At 73.6% G+C, this 14876-nt stretch carries 14 protein-coding genes; 3 read left to right on the top strand and 11 right to left on the bottom strand.

Features of this window, described 5'->3' with window-relative positions; all coding sequences use genetic code 11:
• The 8 genes from Q0195_RS14550 to Q0195_RS14585 all read right to left on the bottom strand — a co-directional run.
• Positions 1–128: respiratory nitrate reductase subunit gamma (locus Q0195_RS14550; protein WP_299279830.1), on the bottom strand; the 128-nt coding region annotated here is incomplete at its 3' end.
• Positions 125–823: a nitrate reductase molybdenum cofactor assembly chaperone gene (narJ, locus tag Q0195_RS14555; protein ID WP_299279803.1), complete on the bottom strand. Its 699-nt coding sequence runs from the start codon at positions 821–823 to the stop codon at positions 125–127. The genes narJ and Q0195_RS14550, both read right to left, overlap by 4 nt.
• Positions 820–2682, bottom strand: coding sequence for a nitrate reductase subunit beta (gene narH, locus Q0195_RS14560; protein ID WP_299279805.1), 1863 nt, complete (start codon positions 2680–2682; stop codon positions 820–822). The genes narJ and narH overlap by 4 nt, the downstream gene beginning before the upstream one ends.
• Positions 2682–6425, bottom strand: a complete 3744-nt coding sequence (locus tag Q0195_RS14565; RefSeq protein WP_299279807.1) for a nitrate reductase subunit alpha — start codon at positions 6423–6425, stop codon at positions 2682–2684. Before Q0195_RS14565 ends, narH begins: the two co-directional genes overlap by 1 nt.
• An 18-nt stretch (positions 6426–6443) precedes the next feature.
• Complete coding sequence (locus Q0195_RS14570) at positions 6444–7655, bottom strand: MFS transporter (protein ID WP_299279809.1); 1212 nt, start codon at positions 7653–7655, stop codon at positions 6444–6446.
• Positions 7656–7817: 162 nt separating this feature from the next.
• Entirely contained in the window at positions 7818–8564 is a 747-nt protein-coding gene (locus tag Q0195_RS14575; protein WP_299279811.1) for an NTP transferase domain-containing protein, read from the bottom strand.
• Entirely contained in the window at positions 8561–9784 is a 1224-nt protein-coding gene (glp, locus tag Q0195_RS14580) for a gephyrin-like molybdotransferase Glp (RefSeq protein WP_299279813.1), read from the bottom strand. The genes Q0195_RS14575 and glp overlap by 4 nt, the downstream gene beginning before the upstream one ends.
• Positions 9785–9794: 10 nt before the next feature.
• A complete protein-coding gene (locus Q0195_RS14585) occupies positions 9795–11045 on the bottom strand; it encodes a ThiF family adenylyltransferase (protein WP_299279815.1) in 1251 nt (416 codons plus the stop codon).
• Positions 11046–11105: 60 nt separating this feature from the next.
• On the opposite strand from Q0195_RS14585, the gene moaC reads away from it, so the two are divergent.
• Positions 11106–11591 carry a cyclic pyranopterin monophosphate synthase MoaC gene (gene moaC / locus Q0195_RS14590; RefSeq protein ID WP_299279817.1) on the top strand — a complete coding sequence of 162 codons (486 nt, stop codon included), beginning with the start codon at positions 11106–11108 and terminating at the stop codon, positions 11589–11591.
• Positions 11588–11824, top strand: a complete 237-nt coding sequence (locus tag Q0195_RS14595; protein ID WP_299279819.1) for a MoaD/ThiS family protein — start codon at positions 11588–11590, stop codon at positions 11822–11824. Before moaC ends, Q0195_RS14595 begins: the two co-directional genes overlap by 4 nt.
• Positions 11825–11986: 162 nt before the next feature.
• Here Q0195_RS14595 and moaA read toward each other — a convergent pair whose 3' ends face one another.
• From moaA to Q0195_RS14610, 3 genes are read right to left on the bottom strand one after another with little or no spacing between them, the layout of a single operon-like run.
• Complete coding sequence (moaA, locus tag Q0195_RS14600) at positions 11987–13009, bottom strand: GTP 3',8-cyclase MoaA (protein WP_299279821.1); 1023 nt, start codon at positions 13007–13009, stop codon at positions 11987–11989.
• A complete protein-coding gene (locus Q0195_RS14605) occupies positions 13006–13434 on the bottom strand; it encodes a molybdenum cofactor biosynthesis protein MoaE (protein ID WP_299279823.1) in 429 nt (142 codons plus the stop codon). Before Q0195_RS14605 ends, moaA begins: the two co-directional genes overlap by 4 nt.
• Positions 13427–13906 carry a MogA/MoaB family molybdenum cofactor biosynthesis protein gene (locus tag Q0195_RS14610; RefSeq protein ID WP_299279824.1) on the bottom strand — a complete coding sequence of 160 codons (480 nt, stop codon included), beginning with the start codon at positions 13904–13906 and terminating at the stop codon, positions 13427–13429. The genes Q0195_RS14605 and Q0195_RS14610 overlap by 8 nt, the downstream gene beginning before the upstream one ends.
• A 74-nt stretch (positions 13907–13980) precedes the next feature.
• Here Q0195_RS14610 and Q0195_RS14615 point away from each other — a divergent pair.
• On the top strand, positions 13981–14876 hold an 896-nt coding region (locus Q0195_RS14615), incomplete at its 3' end, for a hypothetical protein (RefSeq protein ID WP_299279827.1).

Genomic DNA, 14876 nt, shown 5'->3' on the forward strand with positions numbered 1-14876 from the left:
TACAGCTCGGAGGAGCGGGTGGTCCAGCCGAACTTGTCGTAGCGGTAGCGCCAGAGGAGGCCGACGACGAACACCGCCAGTGACACGTACGGGAAGACCACCCACGCCAGGGTGTCGATGGTGTTCATCTGCGGACCTCCGTCGGTGCCGTGCCGCCGGGTGCGTAGGGCTCCAGCGGTCCCAGGGCGTTCAGGCCGACCATCTCGGTCGGCGGGCCGGACGTGATGAGCTCGAGGTAGCGGTCGCGGACCTCGTCGGTGACCGGCGGCAGGGTGAGGCACACCGCCTCGACCACCCCCGCGTAGGGGCTGCCCAGCGCCGTGAGCGCCGAGCGCAGGACCTCGATGCCCTGCCGGTGGCTGCCGAGCAGCCCGGCGGCGATCTCGGCGTCCCCGCGGGCGGAGAACTCCAGCACGATGGGCAGGAAGTCGGGCAGCTCGGGCCGGTCGAGCTCCCAGCCGGCGGCCCGGTAGGCCTCGACGAAGCGGACGAGGGCGGTGCCGCGCTTGCGGGTGTCGCCGGTGAGGAAGTAGGACAGGTACATCGAGCACCGGCGCTTCTGGTCGAAGGTCTCGACGTAGTGCTCCGCGAGCGCGTCCTCACCGGCCGCGGCGGCGTGGTCGAGGAAGCCCCACAGCCGTACGCGCACAGGGGCGGGCAGCCCCGCGACGGCCTCGCGGACGGTGCCGTAGGCGCACCTGCGCTCCGGCGTCGGGTAGTCGAGGAGCACCGAGGCGGCCATGTGGGCGACCGCCCGCTGCTGCCCGGAGACCCGCACCGGGGCGAGCGGCACCAGCTGGGGCGCGCGGACGAAGCCGCTCATCGTCGGTCCTCCCCCACATGGGGCTCGTCACCGGGTGACCGCTCCCGCACGCGGTCGGTGCCGCCGGCCTCCGGCCCGGGGTCGCCCGCCGGGTAGGGGTCCTCCTCGTGGACGGCGGGGCCGGAGTCGATGTCCCCCGAGTGCAGGTCCTCCCCGCCCTCGGAGGGGGCGGTGTCGACGGCGACGGTGGTGGTGGTGGTCACGTCCGGCTCGTCGTCCCGCTCGTCCGGGGCGGGCGGGAAGAGCCCGGTCGAGCCGCGCCCGTCCCAGTTGAGCAGGTTGGTCCGGCCCGGCGTCGAGGGCGTGTAGGGCGAGGTCTGGCGGTCCTTGAGGGCGTGGAAGGTCTCCACCGAGGCGGGGACGTCGTGTCCGGAGCCGGTGCCGAAGGGGCCCATCCCGCCCATCCCCGGCCCGCCGTGGACGTCCAGGGAGCAGGCCATCTCCTCCAGCTCGCGGGCGATCTCGGCGTGGGTCTGCGGGATGACGTAGCGGTCCTCGTACTTGGCGATGGCCAGCAGCCGGTACATCTCCTGGATCTCCTCGCCGGTCATGCCGACGGCGGCGGCGGTCTCCTCCTGGGGCTCCTCGCCGAGGTTGATGTCGCGCATGTAGGACCGCATCGCCGCCAGCCGGCGCAGCACCCGCTCCACGGGCGCGGTGTCCCCGGCGGTGAAGAGCTCGGCGAGGTACTCCAGCGGGATGCGCATCGTCGACAGCGCGGTGAGGAGCGTGCGGCCGTCCTCGCCGTCGTTCCCCGACCGCGTGACGGCGTCGACGACGGGGCTCAGCGGCGGGATGTACCAGACCATCGGCAGGGTGCGGTACTCCGGGTGGAGGGGCAGCGCGACCTCGTAGTCGGTGATGAGCCGCCAGATCGGGGAGCTCTGCGCGGCCTCGATCCAGTCCTCCGGCATCCCCTCGCGGCGGGCGGCCTCGACCACCTCCGGGTCGAAGGGGTCGAGGAAGACGCCGCGCTGGGCGTCGAGGAGGTCGTGCTCGTCCGGGGTCGCGGCGGCCTGCGCGACGCGGTCGGCGTCGTAGAGCACCAGCCCGATGTAGCGCAGGCGGCCCACGCAGGTCTCGGCGCACACCGTGGGCAGCCCGGCCTCGATACGCGGGTAGCACATCGTGCACTTCTCGGCCTTGCCGGTCTGGTGGTTGAAGTAGACCTTCTTGTACGGGCAGCCGGTGACGCACATCCGCCAGCCGCGGCACTGCTCCTGGTCGACGAGGACGATGCCGTCCTCCACCCGCTTGTACATCGCCCCGGAGGGGCAGGAGGCGACGCACGAGGGGTTGAGGCAGTGCTCGCAGATCCGCGGCAGGTAGAACATGAAGGTCTCTTCGAACTCGGCCTTCACCTGCTGGTTCATCTTCTTCAGGACCGGGTCGTCGGCCATCGTCTCGGTCGAGCCGCCGAGCATGTCGTCCCAGTTCGCGGACCACTCGATGGCCATCGGCTCACCGGAGATGAGCGACTTCGGGCGCGCCACCGGGGTATGGGTGGAGTCGGCCGGCGCGGACAGGAGCATGTCGTACTCGTAGGTCCACGGCTCGTAGTAGTCGTGGATGGTGGGCATCTTGGGGTTGGAGAAGATGGTGGCGAGCTTCTTCGCCCGCCCGCCGGCCTTGAGCTTGAGCTTCCCGCGCCGGTTCAGGGTCCAGCCGCCCTGCCAGACCTCCTGGTCCTCGTAGGTGCGCGGGTAGCCCAGGCCGGGCCGGGTCTCGACGTTGTTGAACCACACGTACTCGGTGCCGGTGCGGTTGGTCCACGCCTGCTTGCACGTCACCGAGCAGGTGTGGCAGCCGATGCACTTGTCGAGGTTCATCACCATCGACATCTGCGCCATGACTCGCATCAGTACTCGACCTCCTGGCTGCGCCGGCGGATGACGGTGACCTCGTCGCGCTGGTTCCCGGTGGGCCCGATGTAGTTGAACGCGTAGGCCAGCTGGGCGTAGCCGCCGACGAGGTGGGTGGGCTTCATCAGCACGCGGGTCAGGGAGTTGTGGATGCCGCCGCGCTGCCCGGACGTCTCGGCGCGGGGGACGTCGACGACGCGGTCGGTGGCGTGGTGCATGAAGACCGTGCCCTCGGGCATGCGGTGGGAGACCACGGCGCGGGCGACGACGACGCCGTTGCGGTTGTACGCCTCGATCCACTCGTTGTCCCGTACCCCGATCTTCGCGGCGTCCTGCGGGGACATCCAGATGTTCGGCCCGCCCCGGGACAGCGAGAGCATGAAGAGGTTGTCCTGGTACTCGGAGTGGATGGACCACTTGGAGTGCGGGGTGAGGTAGCGGACGGCGACCTCCGCGTGGCCCTGGGCGGTGGGGTCGCCGCTCGGGGAGGTGTCCCCGGGGACCGGGTCGCCGTAGAGGCGGTGCAGGTCCAGCGGAGGGCGGTAGACCGGCAGCGTCTCCCCCAGCTCGCTCATCCAGTCGTGGTCGAGGTAGAAGTGCATCCGGCCGGTGAGCGTGTGCCACGGCTTGAGCCGCTCGACGTTGGTGGAGAAGGCGGTGTAGCGCCGCCCGCCGGTCTCCGAGCCGGACCACTCCGGGGAGGTGACGACGCTCGTGGGCCGGCTCTGGGTGTCGGCGAAGGTCACCCGCACCGACTCCGACTCCGCGGCCAGGTCGGCGAGCCGGGTGCCGGTGCGCTCCTCCATGTCCTCGAAGCCCTGGGTGGCCAGCCGTCCGTTCGTCGTGCCGGACAGCGCGAGGATCATCTCCGCGGCCTTGGTGTCCCGGTCGAGGGAGGGACGGCCCTCGGCGATGCCGGACACCACCCGGCCGTTGCGCTGGGCGAGCTCGGCGACCTCCCGGTCCGGCATGAACCGCACCCCCTTGGTCACCATCCCGAGCGAGTCGGTGAGCGGGCCGAGGGCGTTGAACTTCGCCAGCGTCGCCGGGTAGTCGCGCTCGATGGTGATGAGCTTGGGCATCGTCACCCCGGGGACGAGCGGTGTCTCCTCCAGCGGTGGGACGGCGCCGTGCGGGGTGGCCAGCGCGTCGGGGGTGTCGTGGTTGAGCGGTGCGGCGAGCAGGTCGCGGCGCTTGCCCAGGTGCGCCACGCTCAGCTCGGAGACCTTCGCCGCGAGGTCCTGGAAGATCCGGAAGTCGGTGCGGGTCTGCCACGGCGGGGAGATCGCCGGGTTGAAGGAGTTGACGAACGGGTGCATGTCCGTCGTCGAGATGTCGTGCTTCTCGTACCACGTCGCCGCCGGCAGCACGATGTCGGAGTACAGCGTCGTGGAGGTGTTGCGGAAGTCGATGCAGGTGAGGAGGTCGACCTTGCCCTCGGCGGCCTGCTCCCGCCACACCATGTGCTTGGGCCGCCGCTCCGGCGGCGACTCCGGCCCCCGCACCGCGGACTCCGCGCCGAGGAGGTGGCGCAGGAAGTACTCGTTGCCCTTGGACGAGGAGCCGAGGATGTTCGATCGCCACACGGTGATGACCCGCGGGAAGTTCTCCGGGGCGCTCGGGTCCTCGACGGCGAAGCGCAGCCGGCCCTCCCGGAGCTCCTGGACGACGTAGTCGGCCGGCTCCATCCCCGCCGCGGCCGCCTCGTCGGTGAGGTCGAGCGGGTTGCGGTCGAAGGTCGGGAAGCTCGGCATCCAGCCGCGCCGGGCGGACTCGACGAGGGTGTCCGCCGTCGTCATCCCGGCGAAGCGGCCGGTGGCGAGCGGGGAGGTGAGGGCCTGGGCGGGTAGGCCGTCGTAGCGCCACTGCTCGGTGCCGAGGTACCAGAAGGCGGTGGAGATCATGTGCCGGGTGGGTCGCTGCCAGTCCAGCGCGAAGGCGTACTGCTGGAAGCCGGTGATCGGGCGCACCTTCTCCTGCCCGACGTAGTGCGCCCACCCGCCGCCGTTGACGCCCTGGCAGCCGGTGAGCGTGACGAGCGCGATCATGGCCCGGTAGATCGTGTCGGAGTGGAAGTAGTGGTTGGTGCCGGCGCCCATGACGATCATCGACCGCCCCTTCGAACGGCGGGCGTTGTCGGCGAACTCCCGGCCGATGCGGACGATCGCGTTGACCGGCACGCCGGAGTGCTCGGCGGCCCACGCCGGGGTGCCCGGCTGGGTCGGGTCCTCGTAGCCGGTGGGCCACTGCCCGGGCAGGCCGGGCCGGCCGACGCCGTACTGGGCGAGGAGCAGGTCGAAGACCGTGGTGACGAGCCGGCCGGCCACCTCCCGCACCGGTACCCCGCGGCGCAGCACGCCCGCCCCGCCCACGTGCTGCCCCGCATCGCCGTCCTCCGTCCCGGGGGCGACGTCGAAGCGCGGGAGGAGGACCTCCACGGCGCGGCCGCCCTCCGCGTGCAGCGTCAGCAGCGGGTCGCGGCCCTGCAGGTCGAGGTTCCAGCGGCCCTTGCCCGCCTCCCCGTAGCGGTCCCCGAGCGTGCCGTTCGGGACGAAGGGTGCGCCGTCGCCGTCGAGCATGACGGTCTTGAAGGCGGCGTTCTCGACGTCGGCGTGGTCGGGCAGGTCGGCGGCGGTGAGGAACTTGCCGGGGACGTAGCCGCCGTCGCGTTCCTCGAGGGAGACGAGGAACGGGGAGTCGGTGAAGCGCTTGACGTAGTCGATGAAGTAGGGCTCGGGCCGCTCGACGTGGAACTCGCGCAGGATGATGTGGCCCATGCCCATGGCGAGGGCGCCGTCGGTGCCGGGGTGGACGGCGAGCCACTCGTCGGCGAACTTCGTGTTGTCCGCGTAGTCGGGTGAGATCGCCACGACCTTCTGGCCCCGGTACCGGGCCTCGACCATGAAGTGCGCGTCGGGGGTGCGGGTGACCGGGATGTTCGAGCCCCACATGACGAGGTAGCCGGCGTTGAACCAGTCGGCGGACTCGGGGACGTCGGTCTGGTCGCCGAAGATCTGCGGGGAGGCCATGGGCAGGTCGGCGTACCAGTCGTAGAAGGACAGGATGGTGCCGCCCATGAGGGACAGGAAGCGGGTGCCGGCGCCGTAGGAGACCTGGGACATCGCGGGGATGACGGTGAAGCCGGCGAGCCGGTCGGGGCCGTAGCGCTTGGTCGTGTGGACGTGCGCGGCGGCCATGATCTCCAGGACCTCGGGCCACTGGGCGCGGACCATGCCGCCCCGGCCGCGGGCGCGCTTGTAGCTGCGGGCCCGCTCGGGGTCCTCGACGACGTCCGCCCAGGCGAGCACCGGGTCGCCGAGCCGGGCCTTGGCCTCGCGGTAGAGGGCGAGCAGGGCGCCGCGGACGTAGGGGTAGCGCACCCGGGTAGGTGAGTAGGTGTACCAACTGAAGGCGGCGCCGCGGGGGCAGCCGCGCGGCTCGTACTCCGGGGAGCTGGGCCCGGTGGTGGGGTAGTCGGTCTGCTGCGCCTCCCAGGTGATGATCCCGTCCTTGACGTAGACCTTCCACGAGCACGAGCCGGTGCAGTTGACGCCGTGGGTGGAGCGCACCACCTTGTCGTGACTCCAGCGGTCGCGGTAGAACGCGTCGCCCTCGCGTCCGCCGCGCAGGAAGATGCGGGAGAGGTCCTCCGACGCCTCGCCGCGGCGCAGGAAGGTGCCCAGCTTGAGCAGGGCGTCGGCCGCCGCGCCCTGCGGCCGCTCTGGCTTCGTCGCCGTCATGATGTCCTCTCGCCGTCGTCAGTAGTCCGAGGCCCTGCGCACCGGCCACCAGGTGAAGGCCGCCACGCCCAGCGCGCTGAGCGCCAGCAGGATGAAGCCGATGGTGTAGGCGCCGGTGGCGCCGTAGACCGCCCCCATGACCAGGGGCGGGAAGAAGCCGCCGAGCCCGCCGGCGGCGCCGACGATGCCGGTGACCGAGCCGACCGTCCCGGGCGGCGCCACCCGGGCCACGAGGGCGAAGCACGCCCCCGAGGCGGCGCCGAGCGTGGCCGCCATCGCCAGGAACGCCACGGTGCCCGCCGGGAGCAGCTCCAGGCGCAGCGCGGCGAGCACGGCCATCGCGCCGGCGATGACGAAGCACCAGGCCAGCACGGGGACGGGGTGGAAGCGGTCGGAGAGCCAGCCGCCGACCGGCCGGGCGACCACCGCCAGCACGATGAACCCCGCCGTGCGGAAGGAGGCGTCGCCGCGGGTGAGGTCGAAGTCGTTGATGAGGTAGGTCGGCAGGTAGACGCTGAAGGCGACGAACCCGCCGAAGCCCATCGCGTAGATGAGGGAGAGCTGGAGGGTGACCGGGAGCTTGAGCGTCTGCCACGTGCGCGTGAGCATCGAGCCGGTGGCCGCGGGCGGCCGCTGCGGCGAGTCACGCAGCGTGACCCAGGCGACGAGGGCGTAGAGCGCCAGGATCACCGAGACCAGCACGAACGGGGCCGGGCGGCCGAAGGCGTCGACGATGGCCACCGTGGTGAAGGCGGCGACGGCGGTGCCGGCGGTGCCCATGCCGAAGACGCCGAGCGCCAGGCCGCGGCGGGCCGGTGGGTACCAGGCGTTGACGAACGGGACCCCCACCGCGAACGCCGTGCCACCGACGCCGAGGAAGAACCCGCCGATGACGAGCAGTACGAAGCTGTTTGCGACAAATCCGACGAACAGGGTGGGAATGATCGTGATGAGGCTGACGGCGGGAAACATCACCCGCGCCCCGAACCGGTCGGTCAGCGCCCCGATCGGGATGCGGCCGAGCGACCCGACGACGACGGGGACGGCGACCGCGGCGGAGACCTCGAAGGGGCTGAGGTCCAGCACCTCGCCGTAGGTGTTCCCGAGCGGCGCGATGAGGTTCCAGGCCCAGAAGTTGACGAGGAAGCCGATCGTCGCGAGGGCCAGCATCATGCCGGGAGACCGCGTCGTCGCCGCGGCGGTGTCCGTGGCCTGGTCGGATCGGCTCACGTCGCCCTCCCCCGGGCGGCCACGGGAAGAGCCGCCCTGCCCGCGATTATGCACGTGATGCACGTCACTGACGAGCGATCCGGGCGGCAATTCAGTTAGACAACGCGCGCCTGCCCTAATTATTTGTCGACGGGCGGTGCGGGAATTGTTTTCTCCATTTATTCACAGGGTGTCCCGGTCCGCCCAGGTGTCGACGTCGTGCGCCTCGCCGGGGCGCGCCGGCACGGGAAGCAGCCGGAGCGGGCCGACGAGGGCGCGTACCGCGGTCCCGCGGACCTCGCCGGCGGCCGCGAGCTCGGCGAGCCGGGTGCGCAGCGCGCGCGTGGCGTAGACGCCGAGGAGCCACTGGTCGCGACCGTCCTCGTCGCGGAGCACCACCCCGTCCACCCCGCCGGCCGTCCCCTCTCCGGCCGGCTCCCCACCCCCAGCCCACTTCCCACCCACAGCCCACTCCCCACCGACAGCCGACTTCCCACCGACAGCCCAGTTCCCACCCACAACCGAGCTGTCGCCGACATCGGTGCGCCCGCCACCCCGGTCGGCATGTCCTGCGGCGTGGCTGTCGGCCAGGTGGGCCGCTGCCGCCAGCAGCCGCGGCACGGCGCGCGCCGCTCCCGGCAGGTCGCAGGCCAGGACGAGGACGAGCGGTGCTGCCTCCACCCCCAGCGCGTGGAGACCGGCCGCGATACCCGCCACCGGACCGCCGTGGGGCGGGTTCTCCAGGGTGCGCACGACACCGTCCGGCACCGGGACGGTCTGCGGGGCGACGACGACCACCCGGCGCGCGCCGGCGGTCGCGTCGAGCACGTGGTCGAGCAGGCGCCGTCCCCGCACCGTGACCTGTGGCTTGAGCGCGCCCCCCAGCCGCCGGCCGGTGCCCCCGGCCAGCACGACCGCGTCGTGCCTCACCACCGCAGGAGACCGACCTCGTCCCCCGGCGCGACGGCGTCGACGTCCTCCGGCACGACGGCGAGCGCCTCGGCGAGTGCGAGCGAGGCGACGAGGTGGGAGCCCGACCCGCCCGACGACGCGGGCCGTACCGACGGCACAGCGGCGCCGTCGTCCTCGACGACCACCGGCAGGTACTGCCGGCGCCGCGGCGGGCAGCGCCACCCGACACCCGCCCGCGCGGTCTCCAGCGGCGGTCGGGCGGGGAGGTCGGCGAGCCGGCGCAGCACCGGTGCGACGTGGACGTGGAAGGAGACCATGACGCTCACCGGGTTGCCGGGAAGCGCGAGCACCGGGACCCGGTCGGCGAGCACCCCGAAACCCTGGGGCTTGCCCGGCTGCATGGCGACGGTGACGAAGTCGAGCCGGTCGCTGAAGGCGGCCTTGACGACGTCCTTGGTGCCGACGCTCACGCCGCCGGAGGTGACGAGCAGGTCGAGGTCGGCGAGCGCGGCGGCGACGACGTCGCGCAGGTCGGCAGGGTCGTCCCCGACGGTGCCGAGCGGCACGGGGGTCGCGCCCGCCTCCCGGACGAGGGCGGCGAGCAGCACGCTGTTGGAGTCGGGGATGCGTCCGGGCCCCGGCTCGACCCCGGGCGGGACCAGCTCGTCCCCGGTGGCGAGCACGCCGACCCGGGGCCGCGGGTGGACGGACAGGGTGCCGTGCCCGGCGGCGGTCGCGGCGGACAGGTGGGTGGCCTGGAGCACCGTGCCGGCCTGGACGACGAGGTCGCCCGGGCGCACGTCCTCACCGCGGCGTCGGATGTGCCTGCCGGCCGCGACGGGCTCGCGGACCGCGACGTGGGTGGGCAGGCCGGCAGCGCCCGGGGGCTGGTCGGTGAGCTCGACCGGGACGACGGCGTCGGCGCCGGGCGGCACCGGCGCCCCGGTCATCACCCGCACCGCCGTCCCCGGCATGACGGCGGAGGGCTCGGTCGTCCCGGCCGGCACGTCACCGCCGACCGGGAGGAGCACCGGGCGGTCCGCGGTGGCGGCGGCCACGTCGGCGGCGCGGACCCCGAAGCCGTCCATCGCGGAGTTGTCGAAGGGCGGCACCGCGAGCGCGGCGTGGACGTCCTCGGCCAGGCGCAGGCCGTGGGCCTCACCGACGGGCACGCGCCGCACAGGCAGCGGCGCCACCCGGTCCAGCATCGAGCGGTGGTACTCCTCGACGGTGATCACGCGTTCCCTCTCAGTAGACGGGCAGGCTTGGGTCGACCTCGGTCACCCACGCCCGGACCCCGCCGGTGAGGTTGGTGACGTCGGCGTAGCCGGCCTCGCGCAGGATCTGCTGCGCCTGCGCCGACCGGCCGCCGGACAGGCAGTGGACCACGACGGGGGTGCCCGGCTCGACGCCCACCTCCGTGGCGGCGTGCGGGTCGGCGATGAGCCGCTCGAGGGGTACGCACCGGGCGCCGGGGATGGAGACGATCGCCCGCTCGGTGGGCTCACGGACGTCGAGCAGGACGAAGTCGTCCTCACCACGCTCGCGCGCCGCCAGCCGCTCGGCGAGCTCGCGGGCCGACAGGGCCGGGCCGTCGTCGGCGACGGTGTCCGGGTCGGGCTCGGCGGCGAGCACCACCGCGGCGTTGGACGTCACGGGCACGCCGAGCGGGTCGTAGCCGAGCTCGGCGCGGGAGGCCGGCGGTGCCGGGTCCGGGCGCGGACGCAGCGGCAGCTCGCTCCAGCGGGCGGACAGGACGTCGAGCACCGCGACCCGGCCGAGCAGCGGCTCCCCGACGCCGGTGACGAGCTTGACCGCCTCGGCCGCCATGAGCGAGCCGACCTGGCCGCACATCGCCCCGAGCACACCGGCCTGGCCGCACGAGGGGGTGGCACCGGGCGGCGGCGGGGCGGGGAAGAGGTCGCGCAGGGTGAGGGACGGGTAGCCGGGCCCCTCCGCGGGCTGGAGGGGGGCGGACCAGAAGACCGCCACCTGGGCGTCGAACCGGAGGATGGAGCCCCACACGAGCGGGATCCCGAGGTCGGCGCAGACGTCGGCGACGAGGTAGCGGGTGGGGAAGTTGTCGGTGCCGTCCAGGACGATGTCGTACCCCTCGAGGGTCTGCCGGGCGTTCGTCGCGTCGAGCCGCAGGTGGTAGGGGGTGACGGCGACGGCGTCGTTGAGGGCGCGGACGTGCGCGGCGGCCGACTCGACCTTGGGCCGGCCGACGTCCGCCGTCGTGTGGAGCACCTGGCGCTGGAGGTTGGTCTCCTCCACGACGTCGTCGTCGACGATGCCGATGTGCCCCACTCCGGCGGCGGCGAGGTAGTGGAGGATCGGTGAGCCCAGGCCGCCGGCACCCATGACGAGGACGCGTGCGGCGCGGAGCCGGCGCTGGCCGAGCTCGCCCAGCTGTTCCAGCAGGAGGTGGCGGGAGTAGCGGCGCACCTCCTCCCGGGTCAGCGGTGGCCCTGGCTCGCACAGCGGGGGAAGCGGCATGGTGCCACTGTAGGAGGGTGCGGCGGCCCGCGGGGCATCGAAGGATGAGACGCTACGCTCATGAGCTTCACCCATCTCGACGGGCGCGGGCACGCCCGCATGGTCGACGTCACCGAGAAGGTCCCCACGGTCCGCACGGCGACGGCCACCGGGCGGGTCCGCTGCTCCCCGGAGCTGGTCCGGACCCTGCGTGACGGCGCGGTGCCGAAGGGCGACGTCCTCGCCGTCGCCCGGGTGGCGGGTATCGCCGCCGCCAAGCGCACTCCCGACCTGCTGCCGCTGGCGCATGTCATCGGTGTCCACGGCGTCACCGTCGACGTCTCGGTCGAGGACGACGGGGTGGCGATCACCGCCACCGTCCGCACCGCAGACCGCACCGGGGTGGAGATGGAGGCACTGACGGCGGTGAGCGTCGCAGCGCTCAACGTCGTCGACATGGTCAAGGGGCTGGACCGCTCGGTGACGATCACCGACGTCCGGCTCGTGGCGAAGGCCGGGGGCCGCTCGGGTGAGTGGCGCCGGCCCACGGAGGAGGACAGGAAATGATCACGGTCCGGTACTTCGCGGCTGCCGCGGAGGCCGCGGGGCGCGAGCAGGAGCCGATGGCGGTGGGCCGCGTCGCCGACCTGCGCGCGGCGATGGCGGAGCAGCACGGGGAGGCGCTGGCCCGCGTGCTGCAGCGCTGCTCGATCCTCGTCAACGGGGTGCGCAGCGAGGACGACGCCGCGGTGCAGCCCGGCGACGTCGTCGACGTCCTGCCGCCCTTCGCCGGCGGCTGACCGACGCCCCGCCGGCGGTGCCGCCGGGGTGCAGCACCCGTCCGCGCGGGTGGGGCCGAGGAGCGCGGCGCAGCTCTGCCCGCACTCGTCGACCTCGCCTGCGGGCGGTCCGCTCGCCCGCGGTCGGCCCGGTGCCGCAGTGCGCCGCCTGCGCGTGCGTGGTCAGCCGCCGATGGCGCTCATCGGGCGGTCGGGCTGGAGGAAGCCGGGGTCGTTGATCCCGTGGCCGGGCAGCTTGCCGGCGATGCACGTGTGGAGCACCCGGGCGAGGTCGTCGTCGCTGCCGCCCCCGCGCAGCGGGGTGAGCAGGTCGGACTCCTCCCGGGCGAACAGGCAGTTGCGCAGCTGGCCGTCGGCGGTGATCCGCACCCGGTCGCACGTCCCGCAGAACGGCTTGGTCACCGACCGGATGACCCCCACGGTGGTGGGACCGTCGTCGACCAGGAACCGCTCGGCGGGGGCCGAGGCCCGTCCGGGCAGCGGGGTGAGCCGGAACTCCTGCTCCAGCTGCGCGAGGATCTCCTCGCCCTTGACCATGCGCACCCGGGACCAGATGTGGCCCGCGTCGAGCGGCATCTGCTCGATGAACCGGGCCTCCAGGCCGCGTTCGGCGGAGAAGCGCACCAGGTCGACGATCTCGTCGTCGTTGACGTCGCGCATCGCCACCGTGTTGATCTTGATCGGCTTCAGCCCGGCCGCCTGCGCCGCCTCGATCCCGGCCAGGACGTCGGCGAAGCGGTCGCGCCGGGTGAGCTCGTGGAACCGCTCCGGGCGCAGGGTGTCCAGGCTGATGTTCACCCGCTGCAGGCCTGCCGCGGCGAGGTCCGCGGCGAGCTTGGGCAGCAGCAGCCCGTTCGTCGTCATCGACAGCTCCAGCGGCCCGGCCGATCCCTCGATCCGGGACATCCGGGCGACGACGTCGACGACGTCACGGCGCAGCAGCGGCTCACCGCCGGTGAGGCGCACGGTGGCGATGCCGAGCGCGGCCGCCACCTCGGCCACCCGGACGAGCTCGTCGGTCGTGAGGATCATGTCCCGCTGCAGCCACGGCACCCCCTCGGCGGGCATGCAGTACGTGCAGCGCAGCGAGCACTTGTCGGTCAGCGAGATGCGCAGGTCGGTGTGCACCCGCCCGTACCGGTCCACGAGCGGGCGGCGCAGCTCCGGGGAGATCGAGACGCTCATGCCGAGTTCACCCACGTGTGGCTGCCGTCGGCGAGCACCTGCTTCTTCCACACCGGTAGCCGTGCCTTGACCTGCTCCACGAGCTCGCGGCACACCGTGAACGCCAGGTCCCGGTGCGCACTGGCGGCACACGCCACGATCGCCGCCTCCCCCACCTCGAGCACCCCGACCCGGTGGCTCACCGCCATCCGCGCGCCGGGGTGCGCCGCGGCGACGTCCGCCGCGATCTCGGCCAGCACGCGTGCGGCGTCCGGGTGGGCGCTGTACTCCAGCCGGACCACCTCGCCGTCGGCGTCCGGGCTGTGGTCGCGCACCAGCCCGGTGAACGTGGCCACCGCGCCGGTGCCGCTGGTGGCCACCGCCGCCAGGTGTGCAGCGACGTCCAGCGGCTCGGCGCTCAGCCCGGTGAGCACGACCTCACCCATGGTCCCCTCCCGCCAACTGGTCGAGCAGGTGCGGCAGGAGCGGGCCGACGACGGCCACCGTGTCCGCCACGCCGGCGGGGCTCCCCGGGGCGTTGACGACGACGGCGTCGCCCACCGTGCCGGCACGGGCGCGGCTGAGCACCGCCGCGGGCAGCTCGCTGCGCCGCCGCACCGCCTCGGTCACGCCGGGCAGCTCCCGCTCGAGCACCTCGGCGGTGGCCTCCGGTGTCTGGTCGGTCGGGCTCACGCCCGTGCCGCCGGTGGTGAGGACGACGCGGGCGCCGTCCGCGAGGGCGGCCTGCAGCGCCTGCCGCACCGGGGCGAGCCCGTCCGGGACGACGCGGACCGGGCCGACGGCGAGCCCGAGCTCGGCGAGCAGCCGGGCGGCCAGCGGGCCGGACACGTCCGCGCGCTCCCCGCGGCTGCACCGCGTGGACACCGTGAGCACCGTGGCCGGCACGTCGTGCACCATCCCGCCAGGCTACGCGATGGTCGGCCCGGCCACGGCGGGTCGTGGGTCCCGGCCGGGGCTACGATGGCCTGTCGATGATGGGAGTGGCGGTGGGCCTCACCGACGCGCCGCAGTGGCTCGTCCCTGCGTTCGTGCGCAGTGCCCTCGCCGTCGGCGCGACCGCCGACCGCGAGGAGATCGAACGCACCGCGCACGCGCTGGTGGCGCGCTGGCAGGAGCCCGAGCGGCGGTTCCACAACCTGCGCCACCTCATCGACGTCCTCGCGCGGGTGGACGAGCTCGCCGAGGAGACCCACCGCCCGGACGTCGTCCGGCTGGCGGCCTGGTACCACGGAGCGGTCTTCAACGCCTCGGCGCAGGTCGCCTACGCGCGCCGGGGCGGTGAGGACGAGGTCGCCGGCGCTGCCCTGGCACGCGAGGAGCTCGCGGCGCTCGGCGTCCCGGAGGCGGTGTGCGAGCGGGTCGCGGAGCTCGTCCTCTCCCTGTCCCGGCACGACGCCGCGGAGGACGACGTCGACGCCCTCGCGCTGTGCGACGCGGACCTCGGCACGCTCGCCGTCGAGCCGCAGCGCTACGCCGCCTACCGCAAGGCGATCCGCGAGGAGTACGCGCACATCCCGGAGCTCGACTACGTCACGTCACGGATCGACATCCTCACGCGCCTGCTGCGCCGCCGACGGCTCTTCGTCAGCCCGTTCAGCCTCGCCTGGGAGGAACCCGCGCGGGAGAACCTCACCGCCGAGCTGACCCACCTGCGGGCCCGGCTGGCGCAGCTCGGGGGCACCCCGCCACCGTCCGCCGAGCCGGTCCACCCGCCGACGGCGTCGACGTGGCGTGGGCCTGCGCAGCACGGCGAGGACACCCCGAGCGGCGGCACCGGTGAGGAGGCCGCAGGCCGCGGCGGCGCGGCGCCGGCGCGGCACGCCCCCCTGCCGCCGCCGTCTGCTGGGTCACCGCCCGCCGTCCCGCC

The sequence above is a fragment of the uncultured Georgenia sp. genome, assembly GCF_937958535.1.
In the GTDB taxonomy this organism is placed as follows: Bacteria; Actinomycetota; Actinomycetes; order Actinomycetales; family Actinomycetaceae; genus Oceanitalea.

Coding starts and splice junctions, on each gene's coding strand:
- narJ (WP_299279803.1), bottom strand. CDS start 823: ATGAGCGGCTTCGTCCGCGCGCCCCAGCTGGTGCCGCTCGCCCCGGTG.
- narH (WP_299279805.1), bottom strand. CDS start 2,682: ATGCGAGTCATGGCGCAGATGTCGATGGTGATGAACCTCGACAAGTGC.
- Q0195_RS14565 (WP_299279807.1), bottom strand. CDS start 6,425: ATGACGGCGACGAAGCCAGAGCGGCCGCAGGGCGCGGCGGCCGACGCC.
- Q0195_RS14585 (WP_299279815.1), bottom strand. CDS start 11,045: ATGCCGCTTCCCCCGCTGTGCGAGCCAGGGCCACCGCTGACCCGGGAG.
- moaC (WP_299279817.1), top strand. CDS start 11,106: ATGAGCTTCACCCATCTCGACGGGCGCGGGCACGCCCGCATGGTCGAC.
- Q0195_RS14595 (WP_299279819.1), top strand. CDS start 11,588: ATGATCACGGTCCGGTACTTCGCGGCTGCCGCGGAGGCCGCGGGGCGC.
- moaA (WP_299279821.1), bottom strand. CDS start 13,009: ATGAGCGTCTCGATCTCCCCGGAGCTGCGCCGCCCGCTCGTGGACCGG.
- Q0195_RS14605 (WP_299279823.1), bottom strand. CDS start 13,434: ATGGGTGAGGTCGTGCTCACCGGGCTGAGCGCCGAGCCGCTGGACGTC.
- Q0195_RS14610 (WP_299279824.1), bottom strand. CDS start 13,906: ATGGTGCACGACGTGCCGGCCACGGTGCTCACGGTGTCCACGCGGTGC.